This is a genomic window from Ruegeria sp. H8, assembly GCF_056532905.1.
The window spans coordinates 41,572-58,057 of the sequence record NZ_JBQFNY010000007.1 but is presented as its reverse complement, the minus strand read 5'-3'; the positions used below and the strand labels follow the sequence as shown (position 1 = coordinate 58,057).

14 protein-coding genes are annotated in these 16,486 nt (G+C 57.4%); 1 reads left to right on the top strand and 13 read right to left on the bottom strand.

The window, feature by feature from the left end; all coding sequences use genetic code 11:
• Positions 1-12: 12 nt before the first annotated feature.
• From ACR0A2_RS15815 to ACR0A2_RS15785, 7 genes are all read right to left on the bottom strand, one after another.
• Positions 13-657, bottom strand: a complete 645-nt coding sequence (locus ACR0A2_RS15815) for a DUF1523 family protein (RefSeq protein ID WP_480836014.1) — start codon at positions 655-657, stop codon at positions 13-15.
• 10 nt (positions 658-667) lie between these two features.
• The gene (locus ACR0A2_RS15810) at positions 668-934 is read right to left on the bottom strand and encodes a hypothetical protein (RefSeq protein ID WP_171120117.1); all 267 of its coding nucleotides are present in this window, start codon (positions 932-934) and stop codon (positions 668-670) included.
• 1 nt (position 935) lies between these two features.
• Complete coding sequence (locus tag ACR0A2_RS15805) at positions 936-2,273, bottom strand: DUF6638 family protein (RefSeq protein WP_480836012.1); 1,338 nt, start codon at positions 2,271-2,273, stop codon at positions 936-938.
• Positions 2,270-3,100: a hypothetical protein gene (locus ACR0A2_RS15800; protein WP_480836010.1), complete on the bottom strand. Its 831-nt coding sequence runs from the start codon at positions 3,098-3,100 to the stop codon at positions 2,270-2,272. Before ACR0A2_RS15800 ends, ACR0A2_RS15805 begins: the two co-directional genes overlap by 4 nt.
• A gap of 4 nt (positions 3,101-3,104) precedes the next feature.
• Positions 3,105-5,036, bottom strand: coding sequence for an AAA family ATPase (locus tag ACR0A2_RS15795; RefSeq protein WP_480836008.1), 1,932 nt, complete (start codon positions 5,034-5,036; stop codon positions 3,105-3,107).
• Between the two features lie 57 nt (positions 5,037-5,093).
• Entirely contained in the window at positions 5,094-6,212 is a 1,119-nt protein-coding gene (locus tag ACR0A2_RS15790) for a hypothetical protein (protein WP_480836006.1), read from the bottom strand.
• A gap of 177 nt (positions 6,213-6,389) precedes the next feature.
• On the bottom strand, positions 6,390-7,472 hold the full coding sequence (locus tag ACR0A2_RS15785) for a hypothetical protein (RefSeq protein WP_480620216.1): 1,083 nt from the start codon (positions 7,470-7,472) through the stop codon (positions 6,390-6,392).
• 284 nt (positions 7,473-7,756) lie between these two features.
• Between ACR0A2_RS15785 and ACR0A2_RS15780 the strand changes: the two genes are divergently transcribed.
• Positions 7,757-9,232: an NAD-dependent succinate-semialdehyde dehydrogenase gene (locus tag ACR0A2_RS15780; RefSeq protein WP_171171834.1), complete on the top strand. Its 1,476-nt coding sequence runs from the start codon at positions 7,757-7,759 to the stop codon at positions 9,230-9,232.
• 109 nt (positions 9,233-9,341) lie between these two features.
• Here ACR0A2_RS15780 and ACR0A2_RS15775 read toward each other — a convergent pair whose 3' ends face one another.
• The 6 genes from ACR0A2_RS15775 to glcE form a co-directional block, all read right to left on the bottom strand.
• Positions 9,342-11,567 (bottom strand): HEAT repeat domain-containing protein, encoded by a 2,226-nt coding sequence (locus ACR0A2_RS15775; protein ID WP_480836003.1) that lies wholly within the window; start codon positions 11,565-11,567, stop codon positions 9,342-9,344.
• Positions 11,568-11,711: 144 nt separating this feature from the next.
• On the bottom strand, positions 11,712-12,179 hold the full coding sequence (locus tag ACR0A2_RS15770) for an Hsp20 family protein (protein ID WP_170345716.1): 468 nt from the start codon (positions 12,177-12,179) through the stop codon (positions 11,712-11,714).
• 123 nt (positions 12,180-12,302) lie between these two features.
• Positions 12,303-13,091: a trypsin-like serine peptidase gene (locus ACR0A2_RS15765; RefSeq protein ID WP_480836001.1), complete on the bottom strand. Its 789-nt coding sequence runs from the start codon at positions 13,089-13,091 to the stop codon at positions 12,303-12,305.
• A 23-nt stretch (positions 13,092-13,114) separates the two neighbouring features.
• Positions 13,115-13,906 carry a trypsin-like serine peptidase gene (locus ACR0A2_RS15760; RefSeq protein WP_480835999.1) on the bottom strand — a complete coding sequence of 264 codons (792 nt, stop codon included), beginning with the start codon at positions 13,904-13,906 and terminating at the stop codon, positions 13,115-13,117.
• Positions 13,907-14,025: 119 nt separating this feature from the next.
• Positions 14,026-15,339, bottom strand: coding sequence for a glycolate oxidase subunit GlcF (glcF, locus tag ACR0A2_RS15755; RefSeq protein ID WP_480835997.1), 1,314 nt, complete (start codon positions 15,337-15,339; stop codon positions 14,026-14,028).
• A gap of 4 nt (positions 15,340-15,343) precedes the next feature.
• On the bottom strand, positions 15,344-16,444 hold the full coding sequence (gene glcE, locus ACR0A2_RS15750) for a glycolate oxidase subunit GlcE (RefSeq protein ID WP_480835995.1): 1,101 nt from the start codon (positions 16,442-16,444) through the stop codon (positions 15,344-15,346).
• Positions 16,445-16,486: the final 42 nt, after the last annotated feature.

Below are 16,486 nucleotides of genomic sequence, written 5' to 3'. Positions count from 1 at the left end.
CAAAGCTTGTATCTATTTCGATTTCCAGCTGTCCAGCCAGCGCCGAAATCTGTTATGTCGCTCTTCTATGGCGTCACCCGCCGCATATAGGCCATCTTCCACGTTTTCGATCATCGGATCAATCCGTGCTTGCCGGAACCTGCGCCAACGCACCCATATCGCCCAGACGAACGCCGCAAAGATCGTCAGGAAGATGATATTGAACCAGGGAATGATCCGAACATCCGGCCCTTCAACGTCTTTGATGAAAATGGCGTTGGGAAAGATCGACATGAATTCGTTGCGCCACCCGTAGTGGGTTACGACCACCCATTTCGGGTTTTCCTTGGTGGACTTCGCATCATTGGCCTCGGTATACAGGTTCGCCGTGTCGAACTTGAAATACGGGGGCCATCCCCAGCCGGTATCCTCATTTCGGTACACGATGGGTTTTCCGTTGGCCCGCACCGCCTGAATGAACTGCACATCCCGGTTGGACAGGCTGGTGGATTGATCTTCCGGCTCTGACCAAAAGATCCGGGTCCAGTCATTCAGATCCTGCCGTTCTTCATAGGTGTTGACGATGCGCACAATGTCATGCTGGGGCAGAGAATATTGCAGGATCACGGCAATCGTACCCCAGAAAATGATAATGAACGCCCATTTCAAATAGGCCATGCCTAAACCCTCACATGTAATTCACGATGTAGATCAGCGCGCCAATCGCCACCCACGGCACGATATAGACACCCAGGATCAGTTTACGCCGAAACGAGTTGTCATACACATGCAATCCGCGTTCGACAAAGGCTTCTTTGTTGCCCGTCTTGCCCTTTTCGTCCCACCAGTTCTCCAGTTTGCGCCGGCGTATGCCGCGTGAATAGAAAGACAGCCCGACATAGGCAATCGTCTGGATCACCAGCAAGATCAGTAAAAGGCGTAATAATCCAATCATTTCAACCTTTCCTCACCGAACCCCACGGACCGACCCGGGCAATTATGTCATCGCTGACGCGATCGTCGCCGCTCATATCCGGCTCATGTCCGAACAGGGCGGCGCGGGCGCCTTGCTTGTCCACCTGATATTCGCGCGCAAGGAAGTCGGCCACATAGGCCTTCTTGCTCTCGGGCCAGCCCGAATATGTTCGGTAGAACAATTCTTTGTGGCAGATGAACATCTGGCGCGGGTCCAGCGGGGCCAATTCGGACAGCAGCATGTTCACCAGATCGCGGTTCGGCGTATCGGCGGCGCGAAGCGTGTAGAAATAGGCCGGGTGGTCCGAGGTGATGCGCGGCCACGGACCCCCGTCACTTGCCCAGCGCAGCAGTTGCGCAAGCCCGTGATAGGCCTGCGGCAGACGATCCGCGTGGTTCCGCGCCAACCGCCGCATGTCGCTGCGATCCAGCCCGGTCAGGTTGACATCGGCATCCGCCGCCGCATCGACGGTCAGGAAATCCATCTTCTGTTGCAGGATCGCGGCCGCATCCACGCCGCGCGCCTTGACGATGGGCTCAACCAGATCGTTGTAGTCCAGAAATTTGGCAATCTGGTTCCGCTGCGACGGATCAAACGTGTATTTGATCGGCAGGTCGTCAGGCTTTTCACCCATGCAAATCGCTGCCGGGTGATCAACATCGGGAAAAAGATAAAGCCCACCGAAATGCGCCGTCCAGAAATTGCGCTGCTCAAAATCCGTATGACGCAGGCGCACCGGGTTTCGGGTGACGTCTCCGGTTTCCCTGGCCGTTTCGATCATCTTGGCGATCAGCACATCATCGAACCAGGCGTCCTCTTTGGTTTTGAACCGTTCGACCATGCCTGCCAGTTGCTGTGCCTTGCGCAGGGTGCCGCCTGTTGTGTCGGCCTCGATCTCGATCTTGCGCAGGTTCAGCAGGTCGCGCGGCGTGGTGAGTTTGAAGACCGAGTTCACCAGTTCTCCGGCCACCGCATCGGTGGCGGTCAGGGCGAACAGCTGCGCCTCGTTCATCTCGATGAAGTCTCGCACAATATCGCGTGAGGTCGAGAATTTGACGTTCAGCAGAGGCGCGCGTTTTTGTTCGGTCGTCAGCAGGATGAACTGCCGGTTGACCCCGTTGGGGTTGAGGTAGAGCGGGTCGTCCAGCTCAATCCCCACCTCTGGCGAATAGCCCGAGATATCGACATGGAAATCCGTCAGCGCCGTGGTCTTGCCCGCCAGATGCTGCAAAGCGCGGTTATACCGCTCGACCAGAGCCGGGCTGGAGATGTGGACGAGATTGCCGAACATCAGGCCTTTTTCGATGAGGCGGATCAACGAGATGCCCTTACATTCTGATTTAGACACTCCAAGAGTTGAGGGAACTCGTAGTCTCTAAACTTGATCTGAGTTGGGTTTCCGGCCTCACGGAGGATAACTTCGAGTTTTAAGCAATTCTCATAGATTACCATTAGTTGTTTCGAATAAAAAATGCCATTATTCGGCGAGCCTGATAGGATATTTTGAATCCCAATTCTTAACGCGATAAAGTATGGCCGTGGACTAAAGGGACCGGTCGTATTTATTAATTCACGCAGCTCAAGGCCCTCGAGTCGGTCGGGCAAATTATCCAACAACCTGCCTTCAATTTCACTATCTTCCAAGAAGCCAATTGTGTTCTGATTTCGAATGAAGTCGGCGATCAGGTCTTTTAGGTGTGAAGCCAAAGCATCAGAATTAGAAGAAGCATAAATTTCCCTTCGTTGTTTTTGTTCATCTAGTAAGAGCTCGCTTTGGGTATTCAGTATCTCCGCTTGCTTTTTTTGCGCCTCAGCCATTTTCTGGAACTCTATCCTTGTCAATTCGAGTTCGGTGCGCTGAGCCGATAGTTCCTGACTTTGAAGCCAAACTGTTATAATGATCCAAAGAAATGCCAAAACTCCTGCAACCCCTGCGAACGTGTCGCCAATTTCATTCGCGGGCGCTGTTAAAAAAGCAAACGCACGAAGGTTCCATCCGTCATCTTGAGTGTGTTGTGGAAGAAAAGCCAAAACAACAATAACTGCGAGAAAAAGCTTTGTAAGTGCGCGACCAACCTCCATAGGGTGATCACTTGTAATTCCTGCTTTGACAGAATTGTTGAATTCTCGTAGTGGTTTAATCATAGCGTCACCCCTTCCCCTCCAGGTACCGCCGCTTGGCCTCTTCCATCCGACCCATCTCGCGGACGGCGTTTTCGATGGCCACCTCGTCGCTCTTGTCGGCATATCGGAACTCGCTGTCGGCGTAGCGGTTGATCTCCTGGATCACCATCTCGACGGTGATCGGCTGGCGCAGGTCCTCGATCATGGCTTTCTTGGTGTCGTAGTCGCGGAACAGGAACAGGTCGGGGTTTTCCATCCATTCGTCGGGCAGTTCGAAATCCATCGCGCGGACCTTGACTGCGTCGGTGATGTTCTTGATCGCGCGGCCGGTAAAACGCTCATCCGCCTGCTGGATCGCCTTGAGGTAGGTGCCCAGCTTGGCGATGGTGTCCATCTGGCCGATATCGCCGGAAACCCGGTCATAGACCTGCAACAGCGCGTCCTCATGCGGGCGGGAGTGGCTTTCGAAACTGGCGGCGACAGCCTTTTTGATTTCCTGCGCGGCATAGGCCTCGTGCTCACCCAGCGGGATGTCATGGTTGCGGCCCATCAGCAGGTGCAGGATATCGATGTAATCCTCGCGCGTTTGCGGCCCGTCCACCAGGAACCGCGCGCCCGCCCGCTGGCGCAGGGCGTCGTCCACATTCTCGGGGTAGTTCGAGAACATGCCAAAGGTGCAGTTGCCGCGCACGACAGTGTTGGCGCCCGCAAAGCTCTCCATCAGAACGGCGGTGATTTCCAGTTGCCCGGCCGAGGACTGCCGGTCGCCGCGTTTGCCCGCCAGCTGATCGATATCGTCGATGGTGCCGAAACCGATGACCGAGGGGTCGATGATCGTGTTGATGAACGCCTTGGCGTTCTGGCCGGATTTGCCTTGATAGCTGTCGATATTATCGGTGCTCAGGTTCTGATAGCGGAATGGATAGCCTGCGTTCTGGCAGTAGTCGTTGATCAGCCCGGCCATCATCTGGATCAGGGTCGTCTTGCCGGTGCCCGGCTTGCCGTCGCCCATGAAGGTAAAGATGAACCCGCCCAGTTCCGCGAACGGGTTCAGGCGGCGGTCGAAGTCGTAGGCCATCACCATCTTGGCCAGTTTCATGGCCTGATATTTGGCGATATGGTTGCCGACCACCTCATTCGGTTTCTTGAACGTCATGGTCAGGGTGGTGGACTTCGCCTTTGAAGCTGGTTCGAACCCCCGGATCGTTAGATCATCAGCCTCGATATGCCAGGCGGCATTCCGGAACGAGGCCAGATGGCCTGCTGACTGCGCGCGCAGCGCGGCCTTTTCCATCAGTTGCTCGGCATAGGCGCTGGTGGCGGCAATCAGGTGGGCATCGTCGGGGGCATGTTTGGCGAGGGTCTGGTCCAGCTCCCACAGCGCGCCATGCAGGGCAAGTTGGCCATTATCGGTCAAAACCTCTTCGATCTCACCGAGATCAACGGTGGTTTCGCCCAGATGCGAAGACATCAGATAGGCCAGCGCGTTGCCGAACGTTTGGAGCGTGATCAAAGCCTCGGCGGTCAGCAATTGCGAGAATTCAGTCTTGCGCGCGGCAGGTAGATCCCCGGCCAAATTGGCACGTTTCAGATCGGCCAACGGCGTCTGGTCCGCATAAGTCTCGGCCACGGCCAGAGCGATGGCAATCGCGCGCCGAATGGCCTGCTGCGCAGTGGCCTGCGGGGGTGAGACCAGCGTATCGCCATCATCCGAGGCCTCGATCCGTTCAACCAGATGCACCCCATCCGCCCGCACCGTGCGCCGTGTCACCAAACCCGGTGTCGTCGACCGGAACCGCCGCCCCGTTGACACACCCGGAGACCGTTCGACGGCGGCCTCAACGGGTTTGGCAATCCGCGGTGCATGCTCGAACCCGTTCAACAGGGCGGTCGCTGCGGGATAATGCTTGCGAATGTCGTCTTCGCGCAATTCCATCTGATCTGACGTCAAACTCATCTCAATAACCGCCCTTGCTTCATCTTTTCAAAAATACTCCCGTCGGAGGCGAAAAATTCAATATCTCAGCACCTGCCCAGTCTTGCTGACGACGAACTTGCGCACATCGGCAAAGCCTGGCGGGTTGCGCTCGGCCAGCACCTGAAACGGCCGCTGGGGCAGGATGATCGACCGCTGGGTGCGCGTAGCCCCAGTCTCGGCCCCCTGCCCGCCGAACGGGTCCAGTGCAAAGACCTCGCGTTCGACGGTAGAAAACCAACCGGCGCGTTCTTCGATCACCTCTTCGCTTTCCAGTTCTTCGGTGGTCCATGCCAGCGCCCAATCCTGACCTTGCGGAGATTGCGCATCTTCCAACACCTGCCGAAGGGGTCCTGATTGCTCGGTAAAGGCCGAAGAATACATCGGCCCCACATGAATGCGACGCATATGTTTGGGGTGCAGGTCGTCGAAATCCTGATCGAACCCTTTGGCGATGGTCACCAGTTTCAGACCACCCAAGCTCTGCGCCATCAGATGCGCCTGCACCTCGGGCCAGCGGCGCTGGTCCTTGGGCAGGGCTGTTTTTCCGCTGTCTTCCAGCTGCATCAGGTAGATGACCGGCAGGTTGATCTGGCTGTCATAGACCGCCCAGTGGATCAGGAACTTGCGCCGTTCGCCTTCGTTCCCGATCCAGTGACATTCAGGATCGTTGCGGGCCCAGAACAGCTGACCTTTCAACAATTCCTCGTAATAGAGCCTTTGGGACAGCGCGAATTGCAGCTTGGTGGGAATCTCCCGGTCGCCAATAATTGTCCGGACCATATCGGTTTTCAGGTCGTCTTCCGAAGGCATATTCGCCAGATGCACCTGCGCCTGCTGCGCGTCATTGGCCATGGTCAGCAGCTCGGCCGCCACCGGAAACCCGCTGTCGCGCTTGTCCATGGCGAGGCTGCCAAAGAACCGCCCGGTATCGCGCCCGACCAGCAGGTACTTCATGCTGAGCGCGCGGAAGGTGTAGAGCAGCCCCGAGAGATAGCGCGACACGATCCGCACCTCTTGTTTGCTGATCGCGCCCTCAGCCTCCATCGTCGCGGCCACGCGCAGGAGGTGAACCGTGATCACCTCGAATTTGCGGAAATAGCGACGCGAGGCGAAGGTGTCGGTCAGGCCGACATGATCTTGGGTAGGACTAGTCATATTCCTTTGAGAATGCCCATAATTGCTTTTCCGAATGCTCGAAAAGTTCCTCGGCAAAGTGACCTGGCGACGGAATCACACGTTTCGGCTTCGCTTTGGCAATTGAGTAAGTCTAAGGCACAGACCGCTATCAAAGCAGCGAAAACCAGACCTAACAATCCAAAGACAAGCAGTCCCTTACGATCCGCCATACAAATTCTTATCATGCTTCTCGACAATCGAGGCAAACCGGCGGGCAAAGCGTTCATCCGCCTTGGCTTTTTTCTCCAGCACGTCGCGGGCAAAGACCATGTGATCCTCATGCGCCTCTAGCATGTCGGCCATTTTCTGGTTGGTCGCGGTGCCGATGGCGGCCATTGCCGTCTGAGCCTCCTGGTCGGTCTGCACGCCGATCTCGTTGATGCGGTGGGCCACGTCCTGCTGCTGTGCGGTTTTCAGCGATTTGGTCAGGGCATCATATAGCACCACGCGCTGTTGCGTATCTGTTTGCAGTTTGTTGATCAGCACCATCTGTGTCGCCGCCTGGTTTTGCAGTGAATCGACCCAGGTCTTGCCCTTTTCGATATAACGCTCCAACGTCTGGGACTTGGCCAGCTTCACCTGCTCTTCCTGAACCTTGGCGTTGTATTGCTTGTTCAGCTCTGCCAATTCAGTCTCTAACTGGGTGCGCGCGGCGGCGTCCTGTTCGACGCTGATCTTGTTTTCCAGCGTGATGATCGTCGGATCCATACCCTGAATCTCGGCGCGCAGCGCCTCGAGTTCCGCCACGGTTGCCTCGCGATCGTCCAGCGTGACGGTCAGGTTGTCCTCGACCTTGACGCGCTGTTCTTCCAGCACGGACAGTTGCCCTTGCAGCAACTTCACGATCACGTCGGATTTGGCGATCAGGTCTTGCAGCTTGTCATCGATATTAGCGGTGCGCATCCGCTCCTGCCGCATCGACTCGGATTTACCTTTCGAGAAGATGCCGACAAACGACTCCCACCCGGTTTTCGAGCGCATCTCGTCAAAATCCTTGGAAAACGCGCTGGTGACGTCGTCCAGCCCCATGATCAGTTCGGCGATATTGGCGTTCATCACCTCGGTATGGGCGTGCACATCCTCGAGCGTGGCGTTTTCGATGTCGATATCGGCCTCGGCAGTGCCGATCTTGGCGCGGGCCGCTTCAATGCGCGAGGTCAGCCCTTCGATCTGAGACTGGCTTTCGCGCACTTTGGCTTGAGTCTCTTCTATCAACGCTTCGAATTGCTGGTTCGACATCGCTTCTATCCCTTTTTTTCTTCTATTACCCAATAAGATAGGGAATGTTACACTGATTTACATCCCCTGGGTCTCAAAATTCACCCAGACTTTGGCAAACTCCTTAGCAAAAAGAAAGGCGAGACCGGCCAATGAAACGCGCAGATTTCGGGTGACTCAATTAAATTAACTTGTTAAGTATTTTTTGATCAAATCTGGATTGATTCCACATCCAGAGTGGCCATAGACAATTGAGACATCACCTGATTGGGTGCGCGCAACCCAATTCACGCCGGAGGCTTATCATGCTGGACGCAACGACCGATCTGAAGTCAATCCTGAAGAACCCCGAATTGCTTGTAACCAAAGCCTATATCGGCGGTCAGTGGGTGGACGGTGACAATGGCACGTTCAAAGTCACAAACCCCGCTCGGGGCGATGTGGTCGCCGAAGTGGCAGACGTCAGCCGCGCTCAGGTCGCCGGAGCAATCGCACAGGCCGAAGCCGCGCAGAAGGAATGGGCCAAACTGACCGGCAAGGAACGTGCAGCCATCCTGCGGCGCTGGTTCGATCTGATGATGGAAAACGCCGAGGATCTGGGCAAGATCCTGACCGCTGAACAGGGCAAACCCCTGGCCGAAGCCATCGGCGAGATCGGCTATGGCGCGTCATTCATCGAGTTCTTCGGTGAAGAGGCCAAGCGCGTCTATGGCGAGACCATTCCTGGCCATCAGCGCGACAAGCGGATCATGGTGATGAAGCAGCCGATCGGCGTTGCGGCCTCGATCACGCCTTGGAATTTCCCCAACGCGATGATCACCCGCAAGGCAGGCCCGGCTTTGGCTGCCGGCTGCGCGTTTGTGGCCCGTCCGGCCACCGAAACGCCCCTGTCGGCGCTGGTGCTGGCGCTGCTGGCCGAACAGGCCGGCGTACCTGCGGGCGTGTTCAACGTGGTGCCCTCGTCACAGGCCAGTGAGATCGGCAAGGAGTTCTGCGAAAACCCCGGCGTGCGCAAGCTGACCTTTACCGGATCGACCGAAGTGGGCCGCATCCTGCTGCGCCAGGCAGCCGATCAGGTCATGAAGTGTTCGATGGAGCTGGGCGGCAACGCACCGTTCATCGTGTTCGACGACGCCGATCTGGATGCCGCCGTCGAAGGCGCGATGCTGTGCAAGTTCCGCAACAACGGCCAGACCTGCGTCTGTGCGAACCGTATCTATGTGCAGGCCGGCGTCTACGACGCCTTCGCGGCCAAACTGAAAACGGCAGTAGAGGCACTCAAGATCGGCGACGGCTTGACCGAAGGCACCACCACCGGCCCGCTGATCAATGCCGACGCGGTCGCCAAGGTCGAAGAACATATCAAGGACGTGACCGACAAGGGCGGCGCGGTCCTGACTGGCGGCCTGCCTCATGATCTGGGCGGCACGTTCTTCCAGCCAACCATCGTGACCGGCGTGACGCAGGACATGCTGGTGGCGCAGGACGAAACCTTTGGCCCGCTGGCCCCGCTGTTCAAGTTCGAGGACGAAGACGACGTGATCGCCATGGCCAATGACACGATTTTTGGTCTGGCCTCGTATTTCTATGCCAAGGACCTGAGCCGCGTCTACAAAGTGGCCGAAGCCCTGGAATACGGCATCGTCGGCGTGAACACCGGCATCATCTCGACCGAGCTGGGCCCGTTCGGCGGCGTCAAGCAATCCGGCCTGGGCCGCGAAGGCAGCCATCACGGCATGGAAGACTATCTGGAAATGAAATACGTCTGCATGTCGGTCTGATCCAATACGGTCTCTGTCCCATTGCGGTGGGCAGAGACCCCGCATCCGAAAACGCAATCGCGGCGTGTTTTGACTGTTCATGGCGGCGACCCAATCGACGCTGACGCGGCTATTTTGCGGATTTATCGCGGATTTGTTCGATTGCGCGGGTCGCGACCTTTCCCTGCAACGAACCGTCAACCATGGCTTCGAGCGCGGGCAATGCAGGAGACGCCGCGCCACCTATTTTCCCCAATGCAATGGCTGCCTCTTTGCGGACAAACACCGACGGGCTTTCAAGAAGCGCGATCAATTCCGGCACCGCTGGCTCTGCCTCGGGACCAAACAGGGCCAGTGATTGGGCTGCCGTCCTCTGATCTTTGGCATCCCCCCGTGACAGATCTGCCCTCAGACTTGCTATGGTTTTTTCCGGAGGCAACGCCGCCAGACGAAGCCCGTCGTTCAGCCGGGCGTTCAGATGCTGGTTTTCTCCGACCCAGTGGATGATAAAAAGGTAATTCTGAACAGCGTCCTGTATGACACCGGCATGCTTGCCCTTTTGCCATCGGTCGATGATGGCCCTGCCCGCACGGCGATCTCCATTCAGGGCCAGAACCGAGGCTGCAAATGGCATCAGCTCGGTTGCCTGAGGGTTTCTGTTCAACTCTTTCTCGATCACATCTGCTGCGCCCGTCAGGTCATTCAATGCGTACAGAGCCGCCGCTTCAAACAGCGCGTAGTGGCTGGGATAATTGGGATCCAGCCGGGTCGCGGCCTGCACAAAGGCCAGTCCTTCCTCGGGCTCACCCGCTGCAATCAAGGCCCATCCCATCGTCAGATGCGCCTCGGGGTCACTGGGTTGCAGCGCAATGGCTTTCGCTGCTTCTCGTCTGGCGTCTTCCGTCCCCCGGCCTACCCCTTCGGCACTGTTCCAATCCGGAAGACTGAGACTGACAATAGCCCGGATAACGTGCACCAGGGCGGTGTCCTGCTCCATCACATCCCGGTAATATCTGTAAAACAGGCCGATATGCATTTGCGCGCCTGCACCTGCAAACCCATTCCAATGATGAAAGATGTGCGGTCGCAAATGCGCCAGGGCAAGCGTCGCCCATGCACGCCCATAATCCGGGTCCAGTTCCACGGCCTTTTCAAAATGGGGAATTGCCGCAAGGTTGTCCTGTTCGTTGAACTGCGAATACAACTCCCACCCGCGTTGGAAGGCTTCGCGGGCTGCAATGGTCTGGGTTTCCACGCTTTCGATGGCTTGCCGGCTTCGAGGGTCGAGCGGAAGATCCAGTTCCTGAGCAATTGCGAGAACAATGGTTTTCTGCACTTCAAAGATGTCATCAATCGCGCCATCAAACCTGTCCGCCCAGATCAATCGCCCGTTCAATGTGTCGGTCAGGCGAATGTTGATCCGGAAATCTTCATCCGCACGTCGCACGCTGCCGTCAACGACATAGCGAACCCCAAGTTCTTCGGCGAAACGTGCGATATCTATGTTTCTGTCGCGGTATGCGAAGGATGAATTCCCGGCGATGACGAACAATCCGGATATTCGAGACAGGTCCGTGATCAAATCCTCAGAGATACCGTTGATCAGCATCTCCTTGGATGCGTCATCGGTGTAATTCGCAATCGGCAACACTGCGATGGAAGGCAGATCCGGCAAAGGGTAAACCATCTGCGCCTCTGAGGCGCGCAATTGGCCAGTCTTCCACGGTTTCGTCAGAAAAAGCCCAACAGCCGCCAACATCACGAGCAGAGCCGCCAGCGGCAGCCAGCGGGATTTCCTCAGTGTGCGGCTTTTTCGCGGGGAAGGCAAGATTTCCGCTTCTACGCGAAAAGCCTGAACCGGGTCTGCGATGTTCTTTACGTTCTGTGGCCCGATCGGGGCAAAACCATAGGGCACTTTGTTGCGCGCATAATCGACGATGGATTGTGAAACAATGATACCACCGGGATCTGCCAGTGCCTCGAGCCGCGCGGCAACGTTCACCCCGTCGCCAAGGATGTCATCCCCGTTCGAAACCACATCGCCGACATTCAGGCCGATCCGAAACGTGATGACGCTATCTTGATCGGTACCCGCGTTTCTCTTTGCAAGGTCGGCCTGAATTTCCACGGCAGCGTGAACCGCATCGACGGCGCTGCGAAATTCGATCACAAAGCTGTCTCCCGCAGTGTTCGCGATGCGCCCTGAATGCCGGGCGATCGCCGGCTCTATGACTTCGCTGCGGATCCGGCGAAGCCTTGCGATGGTACCTTCTTCGTCCAGACCAACCAATCTTGAGTAGCCGGCGATGTCGGCTGCCAGGATAGCTGCTAGTCGACGTTTTGGTCGGCTTTCCATAATACCGAAGACTATCAGGCGGATAATTTGCTGGGAACCAGTTTTCGCACACGCCCAAAACACAACGCCCCGCGTCTGGAGGAACGCGGGGCGTGTGTTGCGGCAGTCCGGGAGGAGTGAACTGCCGCGGGATATTCAGAAGCCTCAGTTCACGGCTTTGGCGTCCACCACATCCTTCTCGATGGCTTTGGCCGAGGTGATCTCGATCCGGCGCGGTTTCAGAGCCTCCGGAACCTCGCGCTTCAGTTCGATGTTCAGCATACCGTTTTCATGGCTCGCACCGGTGACGCGGACATGATCCGCCAGGGCAAACCGACGCTCGAACGCGCGGGTGGCGATGCCACGGTGCAAATAGGTGCGCTCTTTGTCTTCGGCGGCTTTTTTGCCTGACACGACAAGCGAGTTCTCTTTCACTTCCACGGTCAGGTCGTTTTCCGAAAAACCGGCAACGGCTACCGAAATCCGGTAGGTGTCGACATCGGTTTTTTCGATGTTGTAGGGTGGATAGCTGGGCTGGGCCCCATCGTTGGTCAGAACGCGATCCATCATGTCGGCGATCTGGTCAAAGCCAATGGTGGCGCGGTGCAGCGGTGCAAAATCAAACGTACGCATGTGTCATATCCTCATTCTTGAGCGATTTGCGATAAGTGCCCTCCGACTGGACGGGCGATTTCAGGTACCGGACCCCGTTGTGGCGATCCGATACACATCACATGGGTAGCGATTTCGCCGAGTTCAACCCCCGCCAGAACTGATGAATTTCGCACCAGATCCTGACTTACCGGACCCGACCTGCAATCGGCGGATCGACGCCTTGGGCTGAGGTGCGTCGCGCCGCATGATGGCCTTGAGCTCGGCGACGATCCCGTCAAGCTCCATGCCAAACCCCACCTTTCTACGGCCGTTCGTCCCTACTGCCGATACCACGGACAGGATCTGCCAGCGCGCACCGTTTTTGGCCAGAATTGCAGACCCGGAAGACCCGAAAGTAATGTCGCAATCAAAGGTGATCAGACCCTGCCTGCGGTCGATGATACGGCAGGACCGTTCTCGGGTGATCGCCTCGGACCGTCCGCGCCCATACGAGGCAATGCTGATCTCGTTGCCCGGAACACGGCCGCTGTGCAGTGCAAAAGGGTCGGCGACCGAATACGGGATAGGCTCGTTCAGCCGCATCAGGGCCACGTCCAACTGGACACCTTCGTGCGACAGCGGGTTCTGCGCCCCATAGCTGGGATGAAGGGCGATTTGCGTGACTCGACGCTCGGCCAAGGCGTTGCCGTTGCTAAGGCCTGCACGAAACGTGATATCTTCGGGCACATAAGTCTTCCCGGTACGACGATCCACCGCACAATGGGCTGCGGTCAGCACCATGTCCTGCGCGATCAAAGTGCCGGTGCAATACGAGGCATCGCGGACATCCAGCCGACCGATAGCCTCCCAACCATAAAGGTCATCCCGGTCGGTCAGCTTGCGCTTGTTGGATTGTGCTTGCGGCGCTGTTGCCAAGACGCTCAGGCCCAATAACAAGCTCCAGAAGACTCTCATCATGGTCGAATGAACCTTGCGCCTATGTTCTTGTTCGTTCCCGATCCGGACGAGGAAAGCCCAAATCCCCGCCCTGCAGAAAGTTCGTCACGCAGCAATTGCAGCGAATGCTCAACCGCGGTTCCAATTGCAACACTCTGGCCGTCCATACTGGCCTTGGCCGCAACCACCGATACGATCTGAGGGCGCGCGCCCGTGAAAGAAAAAACGGGTGCCCCCGAAGACCCGAAATCAACGTCGCAGGACATGACCATAACCCCGGCCTGCCGGTTCATGACCGAGCAGACCTGTTGCAGCGACGGAGCTTCTGACCGGTCATGCGCATAAGACACAACGCCCACTTCAGCGCCACGTTTGGGCTGATCGCCCGACTCAAATGGAATGACGGCGGTATTACGGATCGGCTGCCACAGCTCGATCAAAGCCACGTCCGCGCTTACCCGGTCGGCCGTAGAATCGACGCCATATTGGTAGTCCGGATGGATCACTGCCTGGCGCGCGGTCCGATAGGCCAACGCACGTCCCAAACGCCACCCGGCCAGAAACTCGATATCCGCGGGGTTGATCCGTTGTCCGGATCTTTTGTCAAACAGGCAATGCGCCGCTGTCAGTACAAGCGTCGGCGACACCAGCGTTCCGGTGCAAAACCCTGCGCCGGCGATATCCAACCGCCCGACAGCCATCCACTCGCGCCCGGAATCCGACGTATCCAGGCTTTCCAGCCTAGTGTCCTGCGCCGTGGCCGCCCATGGCAAGACACAGAGCACGATCGCCTTGATCCAGTTACGCACGCGGTTCTCCGAGACTCACTTCGAAGCTTTTGTCCTACGTGCCGCGTTGGGCGAAAATAGGGCGGTCATGCACCAAAGGTATTTCCCTGGGAAATGATGCGCGCTGGCATCAGCATGATTCACCGCAAGACGGGAACCGGGTTCTCGGTTCCCTGCAAGGCCGGTGGCTTTGGCCCGCCGGTCGCCCAGTCCAGCAACTCTACCGTGTGAACGATCGGCAGTTGCGTACCAGAACCGATCTGCATCATGCACCCGATATTGCCAGCGGCAATGATATCAGGCTGTTTCGCCTCAAGAGTTCTGACTTTTCGCTGTTTCAACTGGCCTGATATGTCCGGCTGCATCAGGTTGTACGTTCCCGCGCTGCCGCAGCACAAATGACTGTCGGCGGGTTCGACAACCGTGAAACCCGCGTGTTTCAGCAAATCTTTGGGATAGGATTTGATCTTCTGCCCATGCTGCAATGAACAGGCTGCATGATAGGCGACGGTCAGGTTTTGGTTTTCCCCCGCCGGCAGGTCCAGCTGGATCAGAAGTTCACTGACATCCATGGCGATTGCAGACACACGCGCTGCATCTTCGGCAAGCGGGCCATTGCGAAACATATGCCCATAATCTTTCACGGTAGTGCCACAGCCAGAGGTATTGATGACGATGGCATCCAACCCATCACCGTCCATTTCCTTTTTCCAGGCTCTGATATTGGCGGTTGCCGCCATATGACTGTCTTGCACCTTGCCCATGTGATGGGTCAAAGCTCCGCAACACCCGGCACCTTCGGCGATCACGACCTCGCACCCCAACCGTGTCAGCAGGCGGATCGTGGCGTCATTGATATCGGTGTTCAGCGCCTTTTGTGCGCAGCCCGTCATCAGCGCCACCCGCATTTTTCGTTCACCACCGGGCGCAAAACTCTGCGGATCATCGTTGCGGCTGACTGGCGGGATATGCTTGGGCGCCATCTCCAACATCGCGCGCAGCCGGGCATCAGGCATCAGGAACCGGAAAGGACGGCCCAGCCTAGCCCCGATCAGGGCCCAACGGAACCGCATCGGATAAGGCAGGACCTGCGCCAGAACCCAGCGCAACACCCGATCCGTCAACGGGCGCTTGTAGTTGGCCTCGATATATTCGCGCGCATGATCGACCAGATGCATATAATGCACACCTGACGGGCAGGTGGTCATGCAGGCCAGACAGGACAGGCAGCGGTCGATGTGCCTGACCGTCTTTTCGTCGGGCACACGCTCGTTTTCAAGCATGTCCTTGATCAGGTAAATGCGCCCACGCGGACTGTCGAGCTCGTCTCCCAGCACCTGATATGTCGGACACGTGGCCGTGCAAAATCCGCAATGGACGCAGTTTCGCAGAATCTCGTTCGAGCGCTGGATCGCCGGGTCCTGCAATTGCTCATCGGTGAATGTTGTCTGCATCGCCCTATCTCATCAACCCCGGATTGAACAAACTCCGAGGATCAAATTTCGCTCGCAAGCCCTTTGTCAGAGCCGATATTGATGTGGGTTCCGGATGAAATCGCCCCAGTTTTCTGATCGTGTCGTGGTCGGATCGCACCAAAGTGGCATGACCTGAAAACGCACCAAGCCGGGCACGCACATCCGTGCCTGCCGGGACCCGCAGCCAGACAAGACCGCCGCCCCAGTCAAACAACGCTTGATCCGCTTCGGCGCGCGCCGAAATCTCCGCCGCGTCACCCGGTTTCACCGAAAGCCGCCAGACGTCCCCGTCCTTGCCCTGAAATGGATGAACGTCACGTATTCCAGCCCAAAGCGCCTCGGACTTGCTTTCCTCGGCAACGTCCCCAAAACCTTCCAGCTCAGCAATCAATCTGCTTGTCCGATATACAACCGAAGCCGCAAAACCTTCGACCCTAATCAGGGCTTTTTGAAGATCTGGGTCATATGCCGCGCCCGTCACCTCGAATGGCGATTTCAGTGCTGTCGAAAGAACCCGCACAGCAACGCCGATGTCTGAGACTGCAACAGAAAGGGTTGAACTTCGCTCCGGCTTGGGCAGGACCTTCAACGACACCTCGGTCAGAACGCCCAAAGTGCCCCACGACCCACCCATCAGCTTGACCAGATCGTAGCCGGTGACGTTTTTCATCACCCGCCCGCCGTTCCTGATCACCTGCCCGCGCCCGTCGACGAAGCGCACTCCTAAAAGATAATCCCGGCACGCCCCGGCCTGAATCCGCCGCGGGCCCGAGATGTTGGCCGCCACAACACCACCAATCGTCGGCTCACCTCGGGTCGCCAGCAAACCCCGGTGATCCATCGGTTCAAAGGCCAGCTGTTGCCCTTCCCCATCCAACGCCGCCTCAATCTCAGCCAGCGGTGTACCCGCCTTTGCCACAAGTGTCAGCGCCCCGGGTTCATAGAGGGTAATACCGCTCAGCCCGGATACCTTCAGTTCAGGCTCTCTCCCGGTCACACCGCGCGTACCACCTCCGGCAATCCGCACCGGACCGCTCAGCCCGGCCACCAGCTCGGCCAATTCAGCTTCCGTCTCAGGTCTCATTTGCTTCATCTTTTCCAAAATACTCCGGGGGCAAGGGGGCGG